The 16,971-nt window shown below is 68.0% G+C and carries 17 protein-coding genes and 1 pseudogene; 13 read left to right on the top strand and 5 right to left on the bottom strand.

What is annotated here, in order from left to right; translation table 11 throughout:
• Positions 1-74: 74 nt before the first annotated feature.
• The 12 genes and pseudogenes from efeU (at position 75) to ATK30_RS10775 (ending at position 11,686) form a co-directional block, all read left to right on the top strand.
• Complete coding sequence (gene efeU, locus ATK30_RS10825; RefSeq protein WP_167441880.1) at positions 75-2,096, top strand: iron uptake transporter permease EfeU; 2,022 nt, start codon at positions 75-77, stop codon at positions 2,094-2,096.
• A 19-nt stretch (positions 2,097-2,115) separates the two neighbouring features.
• Positions 2,116-3,348, top strand: coding sequence for an iron uptake transporter deferrochelatase/peroxidase subunit (efeB, locus tag ATK30_RS10820; RefSeq protein WP_167441879.1), 1,233 nt, complete (start codon positions 2,116-2,118; stop codon positions 3,346-3,348).
• Positions 3,349-3,578: 230 nt separating this feature from the next.
• On the top strand, positions 3,579-4,100 hold the full coding sequence (locus ATK30_RS10815; protein ID WP_101435486.1) for a YlcI/YnfO family protein: 522 nt from the start codon (positions 3,579-3,581) through the stop codon (positions 4,098-4,100).
• Positions 4,101-4,176: 76 nt separating this feature from the next.
• Complete coding sequence (locus ATK30_RS10810; RefSeq protein ID WP_101435485.1) at positions 4,177-5,022, top strand: DUF4097 family beta strand repeat-containing protein; 846 nt, start codon at positions 4,177-4,179, stop codon at positions 5,020-5,022.
• A 20-nt stretch (positions 5,023-5,042) separates the two neighbouring features.
• Positions 5,043-6,002, top strand: a complete 960-nt coding sequence (locus tag ATK30_RS10805; RefSeq protein WP_101435484.1) for an ATP-binding cassette domain-containing protein — start codon at positions 5,043-5,045, stop codon at positions 6,000-6,002.
• Positions 5,999-6,817, top strand: coding sequence for an ABC transporter permease (locus tag ATK30_RS10800; protein ID WP_101435483.1), 819 nt, complete (start codon positions 5,999-6,001; stop codon positions 6,815-6,817). Before ATK30_RS10805 ends, ATK30_RS10800 begins: the two co-directional genes overlap by 4 nt.
• 14 nt (positions 6,818-6,831) lie before the next feature.
• Positions 6,832-8,022, top strand: coding sequence for a cytochrome P450 (locus ATK30_RS10795; RefSeq protein ID WP_101435482.1), 1,191 nt, complete (start codon positions 6,832-6,834; stop codon positions 8,020-8,022).
• 93 nt (positions 8,023-8,115) lie between these two features.
• Positions 8,116-8,517, top strand: coding sequence for an AAC(3) family N-acetyltransferase (locus ATK30_RS45585; RefSeq protein WP_208637318.1), 402 nt, complete (start codon positions 8,116-8,118; stop codon positions 8,515-8,517).
• A gap of 105 nt (positions 8,518-8,622) precedes the next feature.
• A pseudogene (locus ATK30_RS10785) lies at positions 8,623-9,609 on the top strand (type III PLP-dependent enzyme); the annotation flags it as partial.
• A 75-nt stretch (positions 9,610-9,684) separates the two neighbouring features.
• Positions 9,685-10,056, top strand: coding sequence for an adenosylmethionine decarboxylase (gene speD / locus ATK30_RS47695; RefSeq protein ID WP_244194926.1), 372 nt, complete (start codon positions 9,685-9,687; stop codon positions 10,054-10,056).
• Positions 10,053-10,883, top strand: a complete 831-nt coding sequence (locus ATK30_RS10780; RefSeq protein WP_101435480.1) for a spermidine synthase — start codon at positions 10,053-10,055, stop codon at positions 10,881-10,883. Before speD ends, ATK30_RS10780 begins: the two co-directional genes overlap by 4 nt.
• Complete coding sequence (locus ATK30_RS10775) at positions 10,880-11,686, top strand: nucleoside-diphosphate kinase (protein WP_101435479.1); 807 nt, start codon at positions 10,880-10,882, stop codon at positions 11,684-11,686. The genes ATK30_RS10780 and ATK30_RS10775 overlap by 4 nt, the downstream gene beginning before the upstream one ends.
• On the opposite strand, the gene ATK30_RS10770 is transcribed toward ATK30_RS10775, so the two are convergent.
• A complete protein-coding gene (locus ATK30_RS10770; protein ID WP_101435478.1) occupies positions 11,687-12,157 on the bottom strand; it encodes a MarR family winged helix-turn-helix transcriptional regulator in 471 nt (156 codons plus the stop codon).
• Between the two features lie 23 nt (positions 12,158-12,180).
• Between ATK30_RS10770 and ATK30_RS10765 the strand changes: the two genes are divergently transcribed.
• Complete coding sequence (locus ATK30_RS10765; RefSeq protein WP_101435477.1) at positions 12,181-12,615, top strand: cupin domain-containing protein; 435 nt, start codon at positions 12,181-12,183, stop codon at positions 12,613-12,615.
• Between the two features lie 384 nt (positions 12,616-12,999).
• On the opposite strand, the gene ATK30_RS10760 is transcribed toward ATK30_RS10765, so the two are convergent.
• The 4 genes from ATK30_RS10760 to ATK30_RS10735 all read right to left on the bottom strand — a co-directional run bounded on the left by ATK30_RS10760 (position 13,000) and on the right by ATK30_RS10735 (position 16,842).
• A complete protein-coding gene (locus ATK30_RS10760) occupies positions 13,000-14,142 on the bottom strand; it encodes a GyrI-like domain-containing protein (RefSeq protein ID WP_101435476.1) in 1,143 nt (380 codons plus the stop codon).
• A 290-nt stretch (positions 14,143-14,432) separates the two neighbouring features.
• Entirely contained in the window at positions 14,433-15,089 is a 657-nt protein-coding gene (locus tag ATK30_RS10745; RefSeq protein WP_101435475.1) for a response regulator, read from the bottom strand.
• Entirely contained in the window at positions 15,086-16,237 is a 1,152-nt protein-coding gene (locus ATK30_RS10740) for a sensor histidine kinase (RefSeq protein ID WP_101435474.1), read from the bottom strand. Before ATK30_RS10740 ends, ATK30_RS10745 begins: the two co-directional genes overlap by 4 nt.
• Positions 16,234-16,842: a DUF1453 family protein gene (locus tag ATK30_RS10735; protein WP_101435473.1), complete on the bottom strand. Its 609-nt coding sequence runs from the start codon at positions 16,840-16,842 to the stop codon at positions 16,234-16,236. Before ATK30_RS10735 ends, ATK30_RS10740 begins: the two co-directional genes overlap by 4 nt.
• Between the last annotated feature and the right edge of the window lie 129 nt (positions 16,843-16,971).

Below are 16,971 nucleotides of genomic sequence, written 5' to 3'. Positions count from 1 at the left end.
ACTATCCGGGAGGAAAAGAACCGTTTCCCGGCCCGCCCTCGACCGGAAATTTAGGTTTGCCTATCGTAATCTCCGTGCAGTGGGCAGACGCGGTTCCGAACCTGATGATCGGCTTGCGCGAGGGACTGGAAGCGGGCCTCGTGGTGAGCATCCTGCTGGCCGCGCTGCGCAAGATCCGGCCGGAAAGCGGCACGGTGTCGACGGCTCCGGTGTGGCTGGGCGTCCTGGGCGCGGTGACCGTAGCGGGCAGTTTCGCCACGATTCTCACCTTTTCCACGGATGTCCTTTCTTCCCGGGCGCAGCAGATCGTCGGCGGCTCGTTGAGCGTGCTCGCGGTATTCCTCGTCACCGGCATGGTGTTTTGGATGCGCCGGACCGCGATGGGGCTTTCGGCGCAATTGCGCGGCGAAGTCGAACGCGCGGTGGCGATCGGCGCGGGCGCGCTGACGCTCACCGCGTTCCTCGCTGTCGGCCGCGAGGGCCTGGAGACCACGCTGTTCCTCTGGACGGCGGTGAAAGCGTCCGGCACCACGGTCGCGCCGCTGACCGGAGCGGCGCTCGGGCTCGGCCTCGCGATCCTGCTGTGCTGGCTGCTCTACCGCCGCGCGGTACGGCTCAACCTCGGCGTTTTCTTCAGCCGCACCGCTTTCGTGCTGATCGTCATCGCGGCCGGGGTGCTGTCCTACGGCCTCGGCGACCTGCAGGACGGGGGAGTGCTGCCCGGCCAGAGCTGGGTCGCCTTCGACCTCACCGGCACGCTGGACCCGAACTCGTGGTGGGTTTCGCTGATCAGCGGCGTCACCGAGCTGACGCCCCGGATGACCGTGCTGCAGGTGACGGCCTGGCTCGCCTACCTCGCCGTCGTGATTCCGCTGTTCGTCAAGGCCGGTCGGCAGCCGGTCGAGCGAAAGCCCGAGAGCGAACCGGCACCAGCCGGGAAGTGGGAACGGCTCGCGGGCACGCACACCGGGATCGTCGCCGGCGCGCTGGTGCTCGTGCCGGTCGCGGTGGCGGCTTTGGTGGTCGCGGCCCTTCCCGAAGCCGCGACGGGTTCCGCGATCACGGTGACCGACCACGACTGCGCGCCGGAATGGAAGTCCGCCTCGGCCGGGACTCAAAGCATCACCGTCACCAACAAGACCGCGAAGGCGGGCGAGATCCGGCTCGACGACAGCAACGGCGGGATCGTCGCGGAGATCGAGACGATCGGTCCCGCCACGAGCGCCACGATGTCCGCGACGCTCGGCGACGGTTCCTACACCTTCCACTGCCTGATGTCCGGGCAGGCCACCACCGCGTCGGCTCCGGTGCAGGTCAGCGGTGGCGCGGCTGGCAACGGCCCGGCCCCGGTCAAACCGGTCACCACCGAAGATCTCGCCGGCCCGAATCAGAAATATCTCGCGTACGCCGCCCAGCAACTCGGCACGGTGTCGACCGCGGTGGGCACGGTCCGCGCGGATCTGGCCGCGAACAACACTGACGCGGCGAAGAAAGACTGGCTGACCGCGCAGCTCGCGTGGGAGCGTGTCGGCGCATCCTACAACAGCTTCGGCGACGCGGGCACCGCGGTCGACGGCCTGCCCAACGGATTGCCCGCGAACACGGCCGATCCTGGCTTCACCGGATTGCACCGGCTGGAATACGGCTTGTGGCACGGCCAGGCTGGGGCGTCGCTGGTCCCGGTCGCCGACCAGCTCACCCAGGATCTCGCGACCCTGCGCGGAAAACTCGCCACCGACGACGTCGCGGGCGATCCCACGAAGCTGCCGATCCGCGCACACGAAATCCTCGAGGACGCGATCCGCGACCATCTGTCCGGAATGGACGATCAAGGCAGCGGGACCGCTTACCCCGCAACGGATGCCGACATCGACGTCACCCGCACCGTCTTGGCCGAGCTGACCCCGCTCCTCGACGAACGCGCCCCCGGCCTGGTCCAGACGGCGGAAAAGCAGCTCACCACGCTGCACGAAGCGCTGGCCGGCCACGCGCCCACGACCCTCGCCCAACGGCAGGCGGTGAACGGTGCGGCGGGAGCTGTCGTCGAGACGCTGTCCGCGGTGCCCACTCTGCTCGAAGTCCCCCCGAGCCACTGATCGGCTGGTGAATCCCGAAGTGACCAACGTCAATCGCCGCAACTTCCTGAAAGGCGCGGCCGCCGGCGCGGCAGGCACTGCGCTCACCGGAGGCGTGCTGATCGGCGGCGCCCAGGCCGACGAACGCTCCGCCGGCGCGGCACCGGCCCCGGCGACCGAGTACCCGTTCCACGGCGCCAACCAGTCCGGCGTGCTCACCCCGGCTCCGGCGGAGAAACAGGCTTCCGCGGCCTTTGTGGCGTTCGACCTGCTCAGCAACTCGAAGACAGACCTCGTCGCGCTCCTGCACACGCTGACCGACCGCGCGCGGTTCCTCACCACCGGCGGTACGCCGCCGAATCTGGGGGTCGGAAGGCCGCCGTCGGACAGCGAGGTGCTCGGCCCGTCCGTCCAGGCCGACGGCCTCACCGTCACGGTTTCGTTCGGTGCGAGCCTCTTCGACCGCGTCGGCCTCGCCGCGCGGAAACCGAAGAAGCTCACTCCGATGAAGATCTTCCCGGACGACGCGCCGGAAGCCGCCTGGATGCACGGGGACCTGCTGATCCAACTGTGCGCCAACAACCCGGACACGGTGCACCACGCGCTGCGCGACCTCACCCGGCACACCCGCGGCGCGATGCAGCTGCGGTGGAAGATGCACGGTTACAACCCGCCGCCGCGGCCGTCCGGCGCGGGCCGGAACCTGCTGGGGTTCAAGGACGGCACGGCGAATCCGGTCGGCGGCGAGGCGAGCGGGCTGGTGTGGGTCGACGATCCGGCCGAGCCCGCGTGGGCGCGCGGCGGCAGCTACCAGGTGGTGCGGCTGATCCGGATGCTGGTCGAGTTCTGGGACCGGGTGTCGATCAACGAGCAGGAGAAGATGTTCGGCCGCCGCCGCGATTCGGGCGCCCCGCTGGACGGCAACTCCGAGACCGACAACCCGAACTACGCCGCCGACCCGAACGGCGCGGTGATCCCGTTGACCGCGCACATCCGGAAGGCCAACCCGCGCACGCCCGCGACCGACAACCAGCGCCTGGTCCGCCGCTCCTACAACTACGACCTCGGCGTCGACGCGAACGGGGAACTCCAGGCCGGGCACGTGTTCGTCTGCTATCAGCAGGACGTGCGGCGGCAGTTCGAGACGGTGCAGCAGCGGCTGGCCGGCGAGCCGCTGGTGGACTACGTCCAGCCGTTCGGCGGCGGGTACTTCTTCACGCTGCCGGGCGTCCGCGACCGCAACGACTGGTACGCCAGCGCGCTGTTTGGCTGATCGAGCGCGCGCCGGGCCTGTCGGCAGGAGCGAGACCGATTCCGCACCCGCCGCCGAGAGCAACCCTCCTTGGGGCGGAGCTTCCCGGGGGCGAGTGCGCAGCCGGGTGCCAGATCTTTCCCGGTGGCACCACGCTCTGACCTGGGAATTTGCCGTTAGTGGTGCCGTAGTGGTGCCAATCTGAGCCACCATGGCTTGTGGTGGTGCCAAGCGTGTGCCATAGTGGTGCCATGGACTTGACCACGTACGTAAGCAACCTCGGGCGGGAATTCGCGACGCTGGCCGAGGCCGGCGGCGAAGAGGGACGCGCGCTGGTCGAGCGGCTGACCGGATCGCTCGAATCGGCGATCCGGATGACTCTCCTGGACACTCTGTCCGGCGCCGTCGACGAGATCACCCGGGACCTCGCGCCCGGCTCGGTCGAACTGCGCCTGCGCGGCCGCGACCCGAACTTTGTCGTGACCGCGCCGCCCGCCGAACCCGCTCAGCCCGCCGCGCCGGCGGCCGATCCGGTTCCGGAGGCCGAACCGCTGTTCTCCGAGGACGGCCCGTCCGCGCGGATCAACGTGCGGCTGCCCGAACAGCTCAAGGCCGCGGTCGAGGAGGCCGCCGCCAAGGAGGGCCGTTCGGTCAACGCCTGGCTCGTCCGGGCGGCCACCGCGGCGCTGCAGCAGCGACCCGAACGCGAACAGCGGTTCGAGCCGCCCGGCGGCACGTTTTCCAAGCAGAGCTTCACCGGCTGGGTCCGGTAGCTCCGTTCTTCGCTGATTCTTTCACCCGTCTCTGACCTGCGGAGACGGCACACCTATCCGAAACGTGGGGACAACCATGCCTAAATTCGACACGCCCGACCCGATTTCCGTCACCCTCGACCTCGGCGTCGGCCAGGTGCGATTCGCCGCGAGCGACCGCGCCGACACCGTCGTCGACGTCCGTCCGTCCGACGACATGGACGCGTCCGACGTGAAGACCGCGCAGCAGGTCCGCGTCGACTACAGCAACGGCACGCTGCACATCACCGGCCCGAAGATGCGGGCGTTCGACTTCTCCCGCAAGACCCGCTCGGTCGACGTGACGGTCGAACTGCCCACCGGTTCGCGGATTTCCGCCGAGGTGCAGGCGGGTGCCTTCCACAGCACCGGGCAGCTCGGGCAGGCACGGTTCAAGACCGCCGCCGGGAACGTCAGCCTCGACCGCACCGGCCCGCTGCGCGTCGACACCTCGGTCGGCCACGTCACGGTCGAGGGGATCGCGGGCGACGCCGAGGTCTCCACCTCGTCCGGCAAGGTCCAGCTCGGTCCGGTCGACGGCACCGTGGTGGTCAAGAACTCCAACGGTGACACCACGATCGAGTCGGCCGGCGGCGAGGTCCGGGTGCGCGCGGCCAACGGCGACATCACGGTCGAGCACGCGGACGCGGGGGTCGACGTGAAGACGTCCAACGGCGCCATCCGGCTCGGCGAGATCGTCCGCGGTTCGGTCCTGCTCGAGAGCGCGATCGGCGACCTGCGGATCGGCATCGCGAAGGGCACCGCGGCCTGGCTCGACGTCAAGACCAACTTCGGCCACGTGCGCAACCAGCTGGAGACCTCGGCCAGCCCGGGCGAGTCCAAGGAGACCGTCGAGGTCCGCGGGCACACCGCGTTCGGCGAAATCGTCATCCACCGCTCTTGATCACAGGCTTGGAGAACCCTATGTCCAGCAACCATTCCGGACCGGCGATCGCCGCCACCGGACTGCGCAAGTCCTTCGGCGACCACGTCGTGCTCGACGGCATCGACCTCACTGTCGCGCGCGGCACGGTCTTCTCGCTGCTCGGCGCGAACGGCGCGGGCAAGACCACCACGGTGAAGATTCTGTCCACTTTGATCAATGCCGATGCCGGCGCGGCGCACGTCGCCGGGTACGACCTCACCGCGGAAGCGGACGGCGTGCGGGCGTCGATCGGGGTCACCGGGCAGTTTTCCGCCGTCGACAATCTGCTGACCGGTGAGGAAAACCTGCTGCTGATGGCGGATCTGCACCACCTCGACCGGGCCGCGCGGCGCCACCGCACGGCGGAGCTGCTCGAACAGTTCGATCTCGTCGAAGCGGCCAAGAAACCGGTGTCGACCTACTCCGGCGGCATGCGGCGGCGGCTCGACCTGGCGCTGACGCTCGTCGGCAGCCCGCAAGTGATCTTCCTCGACGAGCCGACCACCGGGCTCGACCCGCGCAGCCGCCGGGCGATGTGGGAGATCGTGCGCAAGCTCGTGGCCGACGGGGTCACGATTTTCCTTACCACGCAGTACCTCGAAGAGGCCGACGAACTGGCCGACCGGATCGCGGTGCTCGACCACGGGCGGATCGTCGCCGAGGGCACGGCGGAGGAGCTGAAGCGCCAGATTCCCGGCGGACACGTCCAGTTGCGTTTCGAAGACGAGGCCGACCTCGGACACGCCCAGCGTGTGCTGAGCGAAGCGACGCGACAGAACGACTCGCTGGTGCTGCGCGTGCCCAGCGACGGCAGCCTGCAGTCGCTCAAGGCGCTGATCGACCGGCTCGACGCGATGTCGGCGAAGGTCGGCGAGCTGTCCGTGCACACCCCTGATCTCGACGACGTTTTCCTTGCCCTCACCGGCAATCCCACTGACGAAAAGGTGACTTCCCGATGACTGCTCCCGCTCTCGCCGGACCGGATCTGCGGTTCTATCCGGTGCGCGATTCGATGACCATGCTGCGCCGGAACCTCAAGCACATGCTCCGGTATCCGTCGATGACGATCATGCTGGTCGGCATGCCGGTCGTGTTCCTGCTGCTCTTCGTCTACGTCTTCGGCGGCACGCTCGGTGCCGGGCTCGGCGGGCCTTCCGGCGGCGGCCGGGCCGAATACGCCAACTTCGTCGCGCCGACGATCCTGCTGATGACCATCACCGCCACCGTGCAGGGAACGGCGATCTCGGTCGCGATGGACCTGACCGAAGGCGTCATCGCCCGGTTCCGGACCATGCACATCGCGCGGGTTTCGGTGCTGACCGGGCACGTGCTCGGCAGTGTGCTGCAGGCGTTGTTCGGGCTCGTGGTGGTGACCGGGGTCGCGCTGCTGGTCGGGTTCCGGCCCGCCGCCGGGGTCGGCTCGTGGTTCGCCGCGGTCGGGTTCCTCGTGGTAGTGGCGCTCGCGCTGGTGTGGCTGTGCGTCGCGCTCGGGCAGGTGAGCAAGAGCGTCGAATCGGCCAGCAACACGCCGATGCCGTTGCTGCTGCTGCCTTTCCTCGGCAGCGGGTTCGTGCCGACCGATTCGATGCCAGGCGCACTGCGGTGGTTCGCCGAGTACCAGCCGTTCACGCCGATCATCGAGACCCTGCGCGCGCTGCTGCTCGACAAGCCGCTCGGCAACCACCTGTGGTTCGCGCTCGGCTGGTGCGCCGTGATGGGCCTCGGCGGCTATCTCTGGTCCAAGAAGCTTTTCAATCGCGAATACGCACACTGAAAGGGGCATGGGGGATGACTGGCGAGGAGATCGTGCAAGGGGTTCCGATGGGGCGGGCCCCGGGGTGCCCGTTCGACCCTCCGCCGTCGCTGACCGCGGTGCGGGACCGGGCCCCGCTGACGCGGATGGCGTTCCCGGACGGGCACGTCGGCTGGCTGGCGACCGGGCACGCGGAGGTCCGGGCGATTCTGGGGGACCAGCGGTTCAGCAACCGGTACGAATTGTGGCACTACCCGTTTCCCGGGATGGAGCAGTTCCCCGAATTGCCGCCGGCTCCGGTCGGCGACCTGACGGGGCTCGACGCTCCGGAGCACACGCGGTTCCGGAAGCTGCTGACGGGCAAGTTCACGGTCCGGCGGATGCGGTTGCTCAGCGATCGCGTGGCCGAGGTCGCGGACGAGTACCTGGATGCGATGGAAAAGGCCGGGCCGGGGGTCGATCTGCTCGAGGCTTATGCGCATCCGGTGCCGGCGGTGATGATTTGCGAATTGCTCGGTGTGCCTTATTCGGACCGGCGCTCTTTTCTGGGCGATGCCGCGGCGATCAGCGATGTCGATCTTTCCGAAGAGGAGAGGATGACCGCTTACGGCCAGTTGCAGGAATACGTGGCCTCGCTGGTGCCGGCTAAGCGTGCCGCGCCCACGGACGACTTGTTCAGCGATCTGACCAGCAGTGACCTGACGGACGAGGAACTGGCGGGACTGGGGACGTTCCTGCTGGCGGCCGGGCTGGACACCACGGCGAACATGCTGGCGTTGGGGACGTATGCGCTGCTGGACAATCCGGAGCAGTGGGCGGTGGTCCGGGACGAGCCGGAGGCTGCTGGCGGGGCTGTCGAGGAATTGATGCGGTATCTGTCCATCGCGCATACCGGGGTACGGGCTGCGTTGGAGGACGTCGAGATCGGCGGGCAGGTGATCCGGGCCGGGGAGTCTGTGGTGCTGTCGGTGCAGGCGGCTAACCGGGACCCCCGGAAGTTCGAACGGCCCGATGAGTTGGACGTGCGGCGGTCCGCGGTGGGGCATGTGGGGTTCGGGCATGGGATTCATCAGTGCCTGGGGCAGCAATTGGCTCGGATCGAGATGACCGTTGCGTTGCCCGCGTTGGTGCGGCGGTTTCCGACGTTGCGGGTAGCGGGGGAGGTTTCTCTGCGGCCTGAGGTGCAGAATATTTACGGAGTGCGGAAGTTGCCGGTCGCTTGGTGACCGGCTCGGTTTACGGCCGTTTTGGACTCCCTCGCTTTTGATTGTTTAACACCGGCTCGGCGCTATCAAGGGCGCCTTCGGCGTCGCTGCGCGATGGCCGCTGGCGCGACCACCCTTGACCGCACCGAGCCGGTGTTGACTGCGGCGGGGCGAGGGGGCGGGGCGGAGTGGTCGTCTTGGTGCGGTGGGAGGGAGTGTGCCGGGTGTGATCGACGCGGATCTTGTGCGGGCGATCGGTGTCGTAATCGGCATCCGCAGGCGTCGGTAGCGGCTCGGGGGCGGACGATTTCGTATCTGGTGGACGGCGAGCGGGTGTGGGTGCGGACCGACGACGTCGGGGACGACAACGGGCGCTTCTTTCCTCAGGCCGAGGCGGAATTCGGGGAGACGGGCGGCGTGCGGCGGGGGAAGATCGGCGCCGCGGACTGTCAAGTGATGGACTGTGTACCGTTCGTAGGATTCGCGCAGCGGAGGCTGGGACAGCTGCTGCGGTGAAGCTGGCACCTATACTCGGGCGTTGTGACTGAAGGGTTCTCGCAGGTGCTGGAGCGCTGCCAGGCGTTCCTGGACGAACGGCAGCCGCCGACGCCGTGTCTTGTGATGGACCTCGACGTGGTGCGCTGGAACTGCCAGCGGCTCCAAGAGGTGCTGCCGGAAGCGCGGATGTACTACGCGGTAAAGGCTAACCCGGCACCGGAGGTCGTGCGGGTTATGCGGCAAGCTGGGGCGGGGTTTGATGTCGCGGGGCGCGAGGAGATCGAATTGTGTCTCGCGCAAGGGGTGCGGCCCGAGTTGCTGTCCTACGGCAACACCGTGAAGAAAGCCCGGGACATCGCGTTCGCACATCGCGTAGGTGTGCGGCGGTTTACCTTTGACAGCATCGAGGATCTGGAAAACATCGCGGAGTTCGCGCCGGGGGTGACTGTCTCGTGTCGGATTCTGGTGGACAGTCCTGGATCGCAAACGCCGTTCGGGCGGAAGTTCGGATGCGGCACCGAGATGGCGGTCGACCTGCTGGTTCGGGCGGCGGAGCTGGGGCTTGATCCGGAGGGGGTCGCGTTTCACGTTGGGTCGCAGCACGTCGATCCGCGGGCTTGGGAAGTCGGGATCGCCGCCGCGGCTGAGGTGACTCGCGCGGTCGCGGAGCGCGGGATTTCCTTGCGCGGGTTGAATATCGGTGGCGGATTTCCGGTTGGTTATCTGACCGAGCCGCCGCCGTTGGAGGAGTACGCGGCGGTTATTCGCGAGTCGGTGAGACGGCATTTCGCGGTGGCCCCTGAGTTGTCGTTTGAGCCGGGGCGAGCGGTCGTGGCGTCGGCTGGGGTGATCCGCAGCGAGGTCGTGCTGGTGTCGCGCAGGTCGGCGGCGGATGAGAAGCGTTGGGTGTACCTCGACATCGGACGGTACGGCGGGCTGGCCGAGACGGAGAACGAGGCCATCGCGTACCGGTTGCTCACCGAGCATGACGGTGGTCCGGACGGACCGGTCGTCCTCGCGGGACCGACTTGCGACGGGGACGATGTGCTTTACCAGCGCACGTCGTATCGGCTGCCGTTGGCGTTGCGTGCTGGGGACTACGTCGATATTCCGGACACTGGGGCGTACACGCAAAGTTACTCTTCGGTGTCGTTCAACGGGTTTCCGCCGCTGCGGTCGTACTTTATCGGTGGGGATTCCGGTGGGGTCGGGGAATTCGCCGGACGGCACGTGCTGGCTGAGTTTTCCGGGGTGTCCGCGGAGCTGCTCGACGACCCGGCGTTTCTGTGCGAGAGCTTGGAACGCGCGCTGGACAAGGCTGGTGCGACCGTGTGCGAACTGACGTACAAGCAGTTCGAGCCGCACGGCGTGACGGCGATGGCGCTCCTGTCGGAATCGCATGCCTCGATTCACACGTATCCGGAGCGCGGGTCGGCGTTCGTGGACGTGTTCACGTGCGGGCACAAGGCGGAGCCGGAGCTGGCGGTCCAGTTATTGCGGGACTTGCTCGGTGCGAGCGTTTCGCGGGTCACCACTATCCACAGAGGAGACAGGTGAACATCGAGGAACCAGTCGGCGCGGGGCTGACCCGGCGGTGGCACGTATCGGACGTGCTAGTCGACACGAAAACTGCCTACCAGCATCTGGTGATCGGCAAAACGGCGCAGGGGATTTCGCTGTTCTGCGACGACGAGCGGCAGAGCACCGAGTTCAGCCAGCTGGTGTACCACGAGGCGTTGCTCGTTCCGGCGTTGCTGCTGGCGTCCACTGTGGACCGCGTGCTGGTGGTTGGGTCCAGCGAAGGCGTCGTGTGCCAGATCGCGGCTGAGGCGGGGGCTTCGGTCGATCACGTGGACATCGACGCCGAGGCGGTTCGGCTTTGCGCGGAGCATCTTCCGTACGGGTACTCGCCGGCTGAGCTGGCTCGGGCGGAGCGCGGTGAGGGGCCGATCCGGGTGCGTTACGTCGATGGCTGGGAGTACGTCCACGCGTGCGCGGAGAAGTACGACGTGGTGCTGGTGGATCTCCCGGATGAGCAGGATGACACTGAGGCTCAGCATAATCGGTTGTACGGGAAGGAATTCCTGGCGCAGTGCCGGTCGTTGCTGACGCCGGGCGGAGTGGTCGCGTACCAGGGCGGCTGCCCGACGTTGTGGAGGAACTCGACGTTGGTGAAGTGCTGGCGTCGCTTCGAGGAGGTCTTCCCGACGCCGGTCTACTTTGGGTCGCCGGAACATGAGTGGGCGTTTTTCTTCGGTACAGACGTGGAAGCGCCGCTGGAGACGATGGTGAAGCGGTTGGAAACACTGCGGTACCGGCCGGCGTCGGTGGACGCTCTGACGTTGCGTGGGGCGACGGTTCCGCCGATCAGCCTTCGTCGATGACGGAGGTGTGGACGTTCGCGCTGATCACTCCGGACGGCGTGGTCAGCGACGCGTTCGACTCCATTGTGGACCTGCTGCAGCGCAATGGATTTGTCGTGGTCACGGGCCGGGTGCTTCAGCTGGATCTGCCGACGATGATGCGGGTTTATCGCGCGTCGGAAGCTGTTGCTCCACAGAATGATCCGTTCGCGCGGCTTTACAGTTCGGGACCGGCGTGCTTGCTCCTCCTGCATCGCGCCGACGGGGACGCCTGTGCGACCTTGACGCGCTGCAAGGGCGCGACCCGTCCGGACGAAGCGGAGCCTGGGACCGTGCGGTACCTCGGGGAGAACGTCATTTTGAATCTCCTGCATTGCCCGGACGACCCGGCCAATGCGACACGAGAACTGTCCATTTTGGTCGGCCCGGAAGCGGCGGAGCAGTACCGGGCCGCGGCGGTGTCCGGTGTTCTCCGCGGAGCTGCGGCGTTGCGCGCCAGTCTCCCGGCCACGCACGGCTGGGAGGCGATTTCCTATCCAGTCGCGGTGAACCGCATCCGACGGCGGATCGGGCAGCAGTTCGCGCCGGGCGATGAGGGCCTCCAAGCCGCGCTGGACGAGGAGCGCGACCGGATCGCCGCGTGTCGGACCAGCGGTGAACGACGCTTAGTCGCGGAGCAGGCGAACCCGTCGATCCAGCGGATGCTGACCAGTCTCGGCGTCGGAAAGCTGGCCGGGGCACCGCCGGACCAGACTGCCCTCGCCGAGCACGGCATCTTCGTCTCGGCACTGGAGAAGCTGGTGCTCGACACGCACGACGGGTGATCAATGGCCGGAGAACCATCCCGGCAGGTCCAGCCGCGCGGACTCCGGCGAGGCGACCTTCCGCAGGTCCTCCTCCAGCGCGCGAAGCCGCCCGGCACCCAAGACTTCAGACCACTCCGAGCGCAGCCGGTCGAAGATCCGCGCCGATTTGGCTAGGCAGTCGAAGCCCCGGTCAGTGAGCCGCACCAGCATCCGGCGGCCGTCCTCCGGGTCGCGTTCTCGGTGGACGTACCCGAGCCGTTCCAGGCTGTCGATCGTCTTGCCCGCCGCTTGCTTGCTCACCCCGAGCGTCCGGCCCAGCTCCACGGCGGTCGTGCCCGAGGGGCCGATCGCCTGGAAGACGAACCCGTGCATCGGCCGCACGTCGGGATGGCCCTGCTTCGCCAGCTCGGCGTGCAGGTCGTCGATCAGGCTGCGGAAGCCGAACAGCAGGCGCAGCGGCAGCTCGTATCCGGGCGGATCGCTTGACATGAGTAGACAACCTCATTGACTATATGGACAACCTGATTGTCTATCTTAACGGGGAGTGGCACATGACAGTCATCCGGGAGAGCCGTCGGACGGAGACGCCCAACGCGGTGATGACGACGTTGGCTTCACCGACGCAAGGCGGCAGCCAGCAGGCGGTCTGGAGAGTGGAGATGGTGCCCGGCGCGGTCGGGCCGGTGCATGCGTTCGATACGGAACAGGTGTGGACGATTCTCGACGGCGGGGCGGAGATCACGCTGGACGGCGTCGTCGAGTCCGCGGGGAAGGGGGAGACGGTGGTGCTGCCTGCCGACGCGCAGAGGCAGGTGCGGGCCGACGCGCGGAGCGGCATCGTGGCGATCGTGTGCGCGCCGGGCGGCACGCGGGTGTATCGGACGGGCGCGGTGCCGGCCTGTGCGACCGCGGACGGGGACAAGATTCTTCCGGACTGGGTGGCCTGAGCTGTGGCGGGCGTCACGGAATGTTCGGCGATCTTGAGCGCTACAACGGATATGTCTGCTCCCGCCACGCCTTCCGCGACGCCAGAAGAAACCGCCTCGGTCGTTCCCGTTCTGGACGACTTCGACTTTCCGCTCGTCGACGGCGCCGCCTGCCGCATCGACGACCCGGACTGCGAAGCCTGCCAGTAACCCCGCACGCACGGAGGAATCCGTGCGGCCGCGTTCCCCAGACCGCGAATCCGGCGGCGTCTCGCTCGCCGGATTCGCGGACTGCGTCGACACCCGCGACGACCGGCTTTTCCCCACGCCGGACGGAACTCCGCACGCTCCGGTCCGTCCGGCGGCAGCCGCTGAAGCTTACGACGCCGCCGGAGCAGATCGTGTTCAAAGAGGCTTGACCGGCTGCCGCAGAACCGTTTTGAGCTTGTCGGGCGCGGTGCGGCGCGGGTCGCTCAGGTAGATCTCGTGATGGTCGCCGTTGAAGGTCAGGCCGTGCTCGGGCAGGTATTCGTGGTGGAGCCGGTTCAGCGTAGGCGTTTCGTCGTCGTACGAGCCGAGGTGCAGGATCTGGACGCTCGTTCCTTCGGTCAACGTGCGTAGCCGGACTCCGGCGAGCGCGGGGTTGTCCTTCTTCTTCGCGACGCTTTCGGCAGCCTCCCGCACCATCTCCTCGGTGACCCAATCCGGCTGATGGATCATCATCGTCCAGTCCCACTTCCCCTTATCCCGCGTGAGAAAGACGGCGGGATCGTCGGCGCGCCACAGTCCCTCGAGCGGTCCGACGACGAAGTCCCGGCCGAGGGTTTTCTTGCTGGCGAACTTCACCGCGTACGCGATTCCGTACAGCGCTTCGACGGCGTTCGTGTACTCCGACGCGGTGTTCGGGTCGCCGTGGCCGTCGGCGGCGAGGTACTGAAGCGCGGGCACGTCCACGACGGTGAAGTCTTTCGACGGCGGCGAATACAGCGCGCGATGAGCCTTCTTGACGTCGTACTTCTCCATCGCGGTCTCCTTGTCGAGGACGCTCTTGGTCCAGGTGAGGTCGGCTGTGAGCATCGCTTCGCTGTAGTCGAAGATCGCTGCCGCGGCGTCTGGGAGGGGTTCTTGGCTGGCGCGCGTCGCTTCGACTTCGGCGAGTTGTTCGCGTAACGCGGCGAGTCGTGCGGTCAGTCCGGAACGCACTTCCGCGTCCGGCAGGCCCGGGCTGTTGGCCATGCCGATGAGGACGCGCGCGTGGACCGGAGTGAGGGCGGTGAGCGCTTCGCGGGTGGCCTCCGCGCACAGGTCGACGCCGGATCGCGTGGCTCGGAAGGTCGCGCGCGATTTCCCCGAGCGAGGACCGCCGGCGGCTTCGATCAGGCCGCGCTTGGCCAGTTTGTCGAGGACGTAATAGATCGACGAGAAGCCGAGCGCGGTCCAGGCGCGGATGCCGCGTTCCTCGATCACCCGCTCCAGTTCGTAGCCGTGCCGGGGTTGCTCGACGAGCAGGCCGAGGACGGTCAGTTCGGCGTCGGTGAGAGCGGGCACGCCAGCTATTCTAGCGCTAGAATAGCTGGGCTTCCAAGACCGCGACCTCCGGAGCGGGGTCCTCGCCGAGTCCGCCGTGCAGCACCGGCAGCACGACGTCCAGCCGGGCCGTTTCGTATTGCCGTTGCTCCTCGGCAAGCAGGCCGTGGACGCTCCGGTCCGGCGAGTTCGACAGTGGCTTCAGACAGCGCTGCGGCGGTGACAGTCGGGGTCACGCCCAGACGAGCCACCGCCTCCCGAACCAAGGCGGCTTCGTCCGGGTCCGCAGCCATAGGCTGTGCCCGCTTGAGCTAGTGCTGGCGCTGACCGTTCTGGTACTTGAGTGCGTAGCGGACCGCGTCCGCGCGCGAGTGGAAACCGGCTTTGGCGAACAGGTTGTTGATGTGGGTTTTCACCGTGGCCTCGCTGATGACCAGCTTGGCGGCGATTTCCGGATTGCGTAGGCCGTCACCGATCAGGCCGAGGATTTCTCGTTCGCGTGCCGTCAGCGCGAGGTCCGGCTCCGCGGGCGGGGCGGGTTTGGCGGCAAGTGCGAGCAACCGCCGCTGCACCTCGGGCGAGAGCACGGTCTGGCCCTGTGCCGCGGTGCGCACGGCGTGCAGGATCGTGGTGCGGTCGGCCTCTTTGGTCAGGTAGCCGCTCGCGCCCGCCTGCAACGCGGCCAGGATCGATTCGTCGTCGTCGAACGTGGTGAGCACGAGAACTGTGGTGTCCGGCTGGGTTTCGCGGATTTTCCCGGTCGCGCCGACCCCGTCCAGCACCGGCATGTTGAGGTCCATCAGCACCACGTCCGGCCGGTGCTGCCGCGCCGCCTCGACGGCTTCGGCGCCGTTGGTCGCGGTCGCGACGACGTCGACGTCCTCGGCGAGGTCGAGCATGACCGCGAGCGCCTCGCGGACAGTCGCCTGGTCGTCGACGACAACGAGGCTGATCGGGCGTTCCGTCATCGTGGCAGCTCCAGTTCCACGGTCCATCCGTCGTCGGCCGGGCCTGCTCGCAGGGTGCCGCCGAGCAGGGCGGCTCGTTCGCGCATCCCGACGAGCCCGACCCCGGAACCGCCGGCCAGCTCGGCGCGGCGAGGTTCGGTCGCGGGCCCGTTGTGCACGGTCAGCTTGACATGATCAGCGGTGAAGGCGAGCCGGAGGCTCCGGGGCGCGCCCGGCGCGTACTTGGCCGCGTTGGTCATCGCCTCCTGCGCCGCCCGGACCATCGTGTGCGTGGTCTCCGGGCCGACCGCTCCCGCCTCGCCTTCGATCGCGAACTCAGCCGAGGCGTGTTCGGCGAGCTGGTACAACGTCTCGGGCAGCGGCAAGGTGTCTTCGCGCAGCGCGTGCACCGCGCGGCGGGTTTCGTTGATCGAGTCGACGGCGATGGCGCGTGCCTTGCGGACCGCAGCGGCTGCCTCGTCGTCTCGGCCGCTGTCGCGCAGGGCGTCGGCCAGGTCCAGCTGGAGCGCGATCCCGGAGAGCGAATGCCCGAGTACGTCGTGAATCTCGCGCGCGATCCGGCCTCGTTCGACGAGTGCTGCCTCGCGGGCTTCGGACTCGCGGGCGCGCTGGGCCGATTCGGCGGCGAGTTGCGCGTTGCGGATGGCGTCGCGGCGGTCCCGGTGCCCGATGCCGAAAGCGACCGGCAGCGCCACGGTCAGCGTCAGCCACACCGGCCATTCCAGAAGCTGCGGGGACAGCTCGCCGACCACCCAGGTCGCACTGGACGCGACGACGGCCCCGGCGGTCGCGATGGTCACCGCGGCGCGGCGGGACGCCAGCTTGATCCCCGCGGCGGACGCGGCGACGAACGGGAACATCGCCGCGAACGTCGCGTGCGCCAGCGGCATGAGCACCGCGCCGAAGAGCATGTAGGCGCTCATCACCGCGATCTGCCGGTTCCCGGCCAGCCGGGACCAGGGCAGCAGCGAGGCGAGCGCGGCGATCGAGGTGAGAACGAACAGCGGCAAGGCCAATGGCCGGTACGCGATCTGCGCGTCCGGCCATTGAACCGCGGTGCAGGCGACCGAGGTGAGGACGAGAGCGGGCTGGATCAGCTCGTCCCGGTACTGCCCGATGAGAGCGGGTGCCCGCTCCAGCGTCCTCATGGGATCAGGTTCCTCCTCGTCGGGCTGTCGTCGTGAGCGGACCGAGTGTTCCACTCCGCCGTGCCGCCGCGGAGATTGCGCTGGAGATTGTCCAGCAGCGGCGAGCTCTGAGCGGGCGCGCCGTCCTTGCCCTGGGCCCACATCACCTGGTGCCCGGCGCGCAGCGCGCGGTAGAGCACGACCAGCCCTTCCGCGAGGACGCCGACGCCGATGGTGAGCAACATGCTTTTGCCGGTGCCGCCGGCGGCCTGCGGGTCGAACGCGTTGACCGCGAGGTTCACGCCGACCTTGACCACGATGTTCGCCACCCAGAGCCCGATGGTCACCGCGGTGTAGCGGACGAAGGCGACGCCGTCGCGCTGGGAAATCCGGACACTCGCCCCGCGCAGGAGGCCGAGGACGACGCTGATCGCCGCGGTCCCGACGAGGAAAACCACTGAAGCGGGCGTCTTCACCTCGCCGGACAGAGTGCTGAGGCCGACGACAGTCAGCACCGCGGGCAGGATCAGCATCTGCTTGGCCTGCGCGGGTTCGCCGATCAACCGGCGCACCATCAGGTAGCCGACCGCCGCCACGATCAGGATGATCTCCACGGGTCCGCTCATGGGTTGTTCCTGCCTTTCGAAGTCGTTCCGATGCCGAGAAAACTACGGAGGAACGGCCTCGAAGTCGTGCGGTGCGAGGGGTATCCGCGGGTGGAGAAATCCCTCCACCCGAGCCTGGATTTCTCCACC

Origin of the sequence: Amycolatopsis echigonensis, assembly GCF_002846615.1 — a bacterium.
Classification (GTDB): Bacteria; Actinomycetota; Actinomycetes; order Mycobacteriales; family Pseudonocardiaceae; genus Amycolatopsis; species Amycolatopsis echigonensis.
Note: the sequence above shows the minus strand (reverse complement) of the source record. Positions and strands in the feature narration are given on the sequence as shown.

Excerpts from the sequence above, each read along its gene's own strand:
- ATK30_RS10815 (WP_101435486.1), top strand. The coding sequence starts at position 3,579 with ATGGACTTGACCACGTACGTAAGCAACCTCGGGCGGGAATTCGCGACG.
- ATK30_RS10810 (WP_101435485.1), top strand. The coding sequence starts at position 4,177 with ATGCCTAAATTCGACACGCCCGACCCGATTTCCGTCACCCTCGACCTC.
- ATK30_RS10805 (WP_101435484.1), top strand. The coding sequence starts at position 5,043 with ATGTCCAGCAACCATTCCGGACCGGCGATCGCCGCCACCGGACTGCGC.
- ATK30_RS10800 (WP_101435483.1), top strand. The coding sequence starts at position 5,999 with ATGACTGCTCCCGCTCTCGCCGGACCGGATCTGCGGTTCTATCCGGTG.
- ATK30_RS10795 (WP_101435482.1), top strand. The coding sequence starts at position 6,832 with ATGACTGGCGAGGAGATCGTGCAAGGGGTTCCGATGGGGCGGGCCCCG.
- ATK30_RS45585 (WP_208637318.1), top strand. The coding sequence starts at position 8,116 with ATGGCCGCTGGCGCGACCACCCTTGACCGCACCGAGCCGGTGTTGACT.
- ATK30_RS10775 (WP_101435479.1), top strand. The coding sequence starts at position 10,880 with ATGACGGAGGTGTGGACGTTCGCGCTGATCACTCCGGACGGCGTGGTC.
- ATK30_RS10770 (WP_101435478.1), bottom strand. The coding sequence starts at position 12,157 with ATGTCAAGCGATCCGCCCGGATACGAGCTGCCGCTGCGCCTGCTGTTC.
- ATK30_RS10765 (WP_101435477.1), top strand. The coding sequence starts at position 12,181 with ATGGACAACCTGATTGTCTATCTTAACGGGGAGTGGCACATGACAGTC.
- ATK30_RS10745 (WP_101435475.1), bottom strand. The coding sequence starts at position 15,089 with ATGACGGAACGCCCGATCAGCCTCGTTGTCGTCGACGACCAGGCGACT.
- ATK30_RS10740 (WP_101435474.1), bottom strand. The coding sequence starts at position 16,237 with ATGAGGACGCTGGAGCGGGCACCCGCTCTCATCGGGCAGTACCGGGAC.
- ATK30_RS10735 (WP_101435473.1), bottom strand. The coding sequence starts at position 16,842 with ATGAGCGGACCCGTGGAGATCATCCTGATCGTGGCGGCGGTCGGCTAC.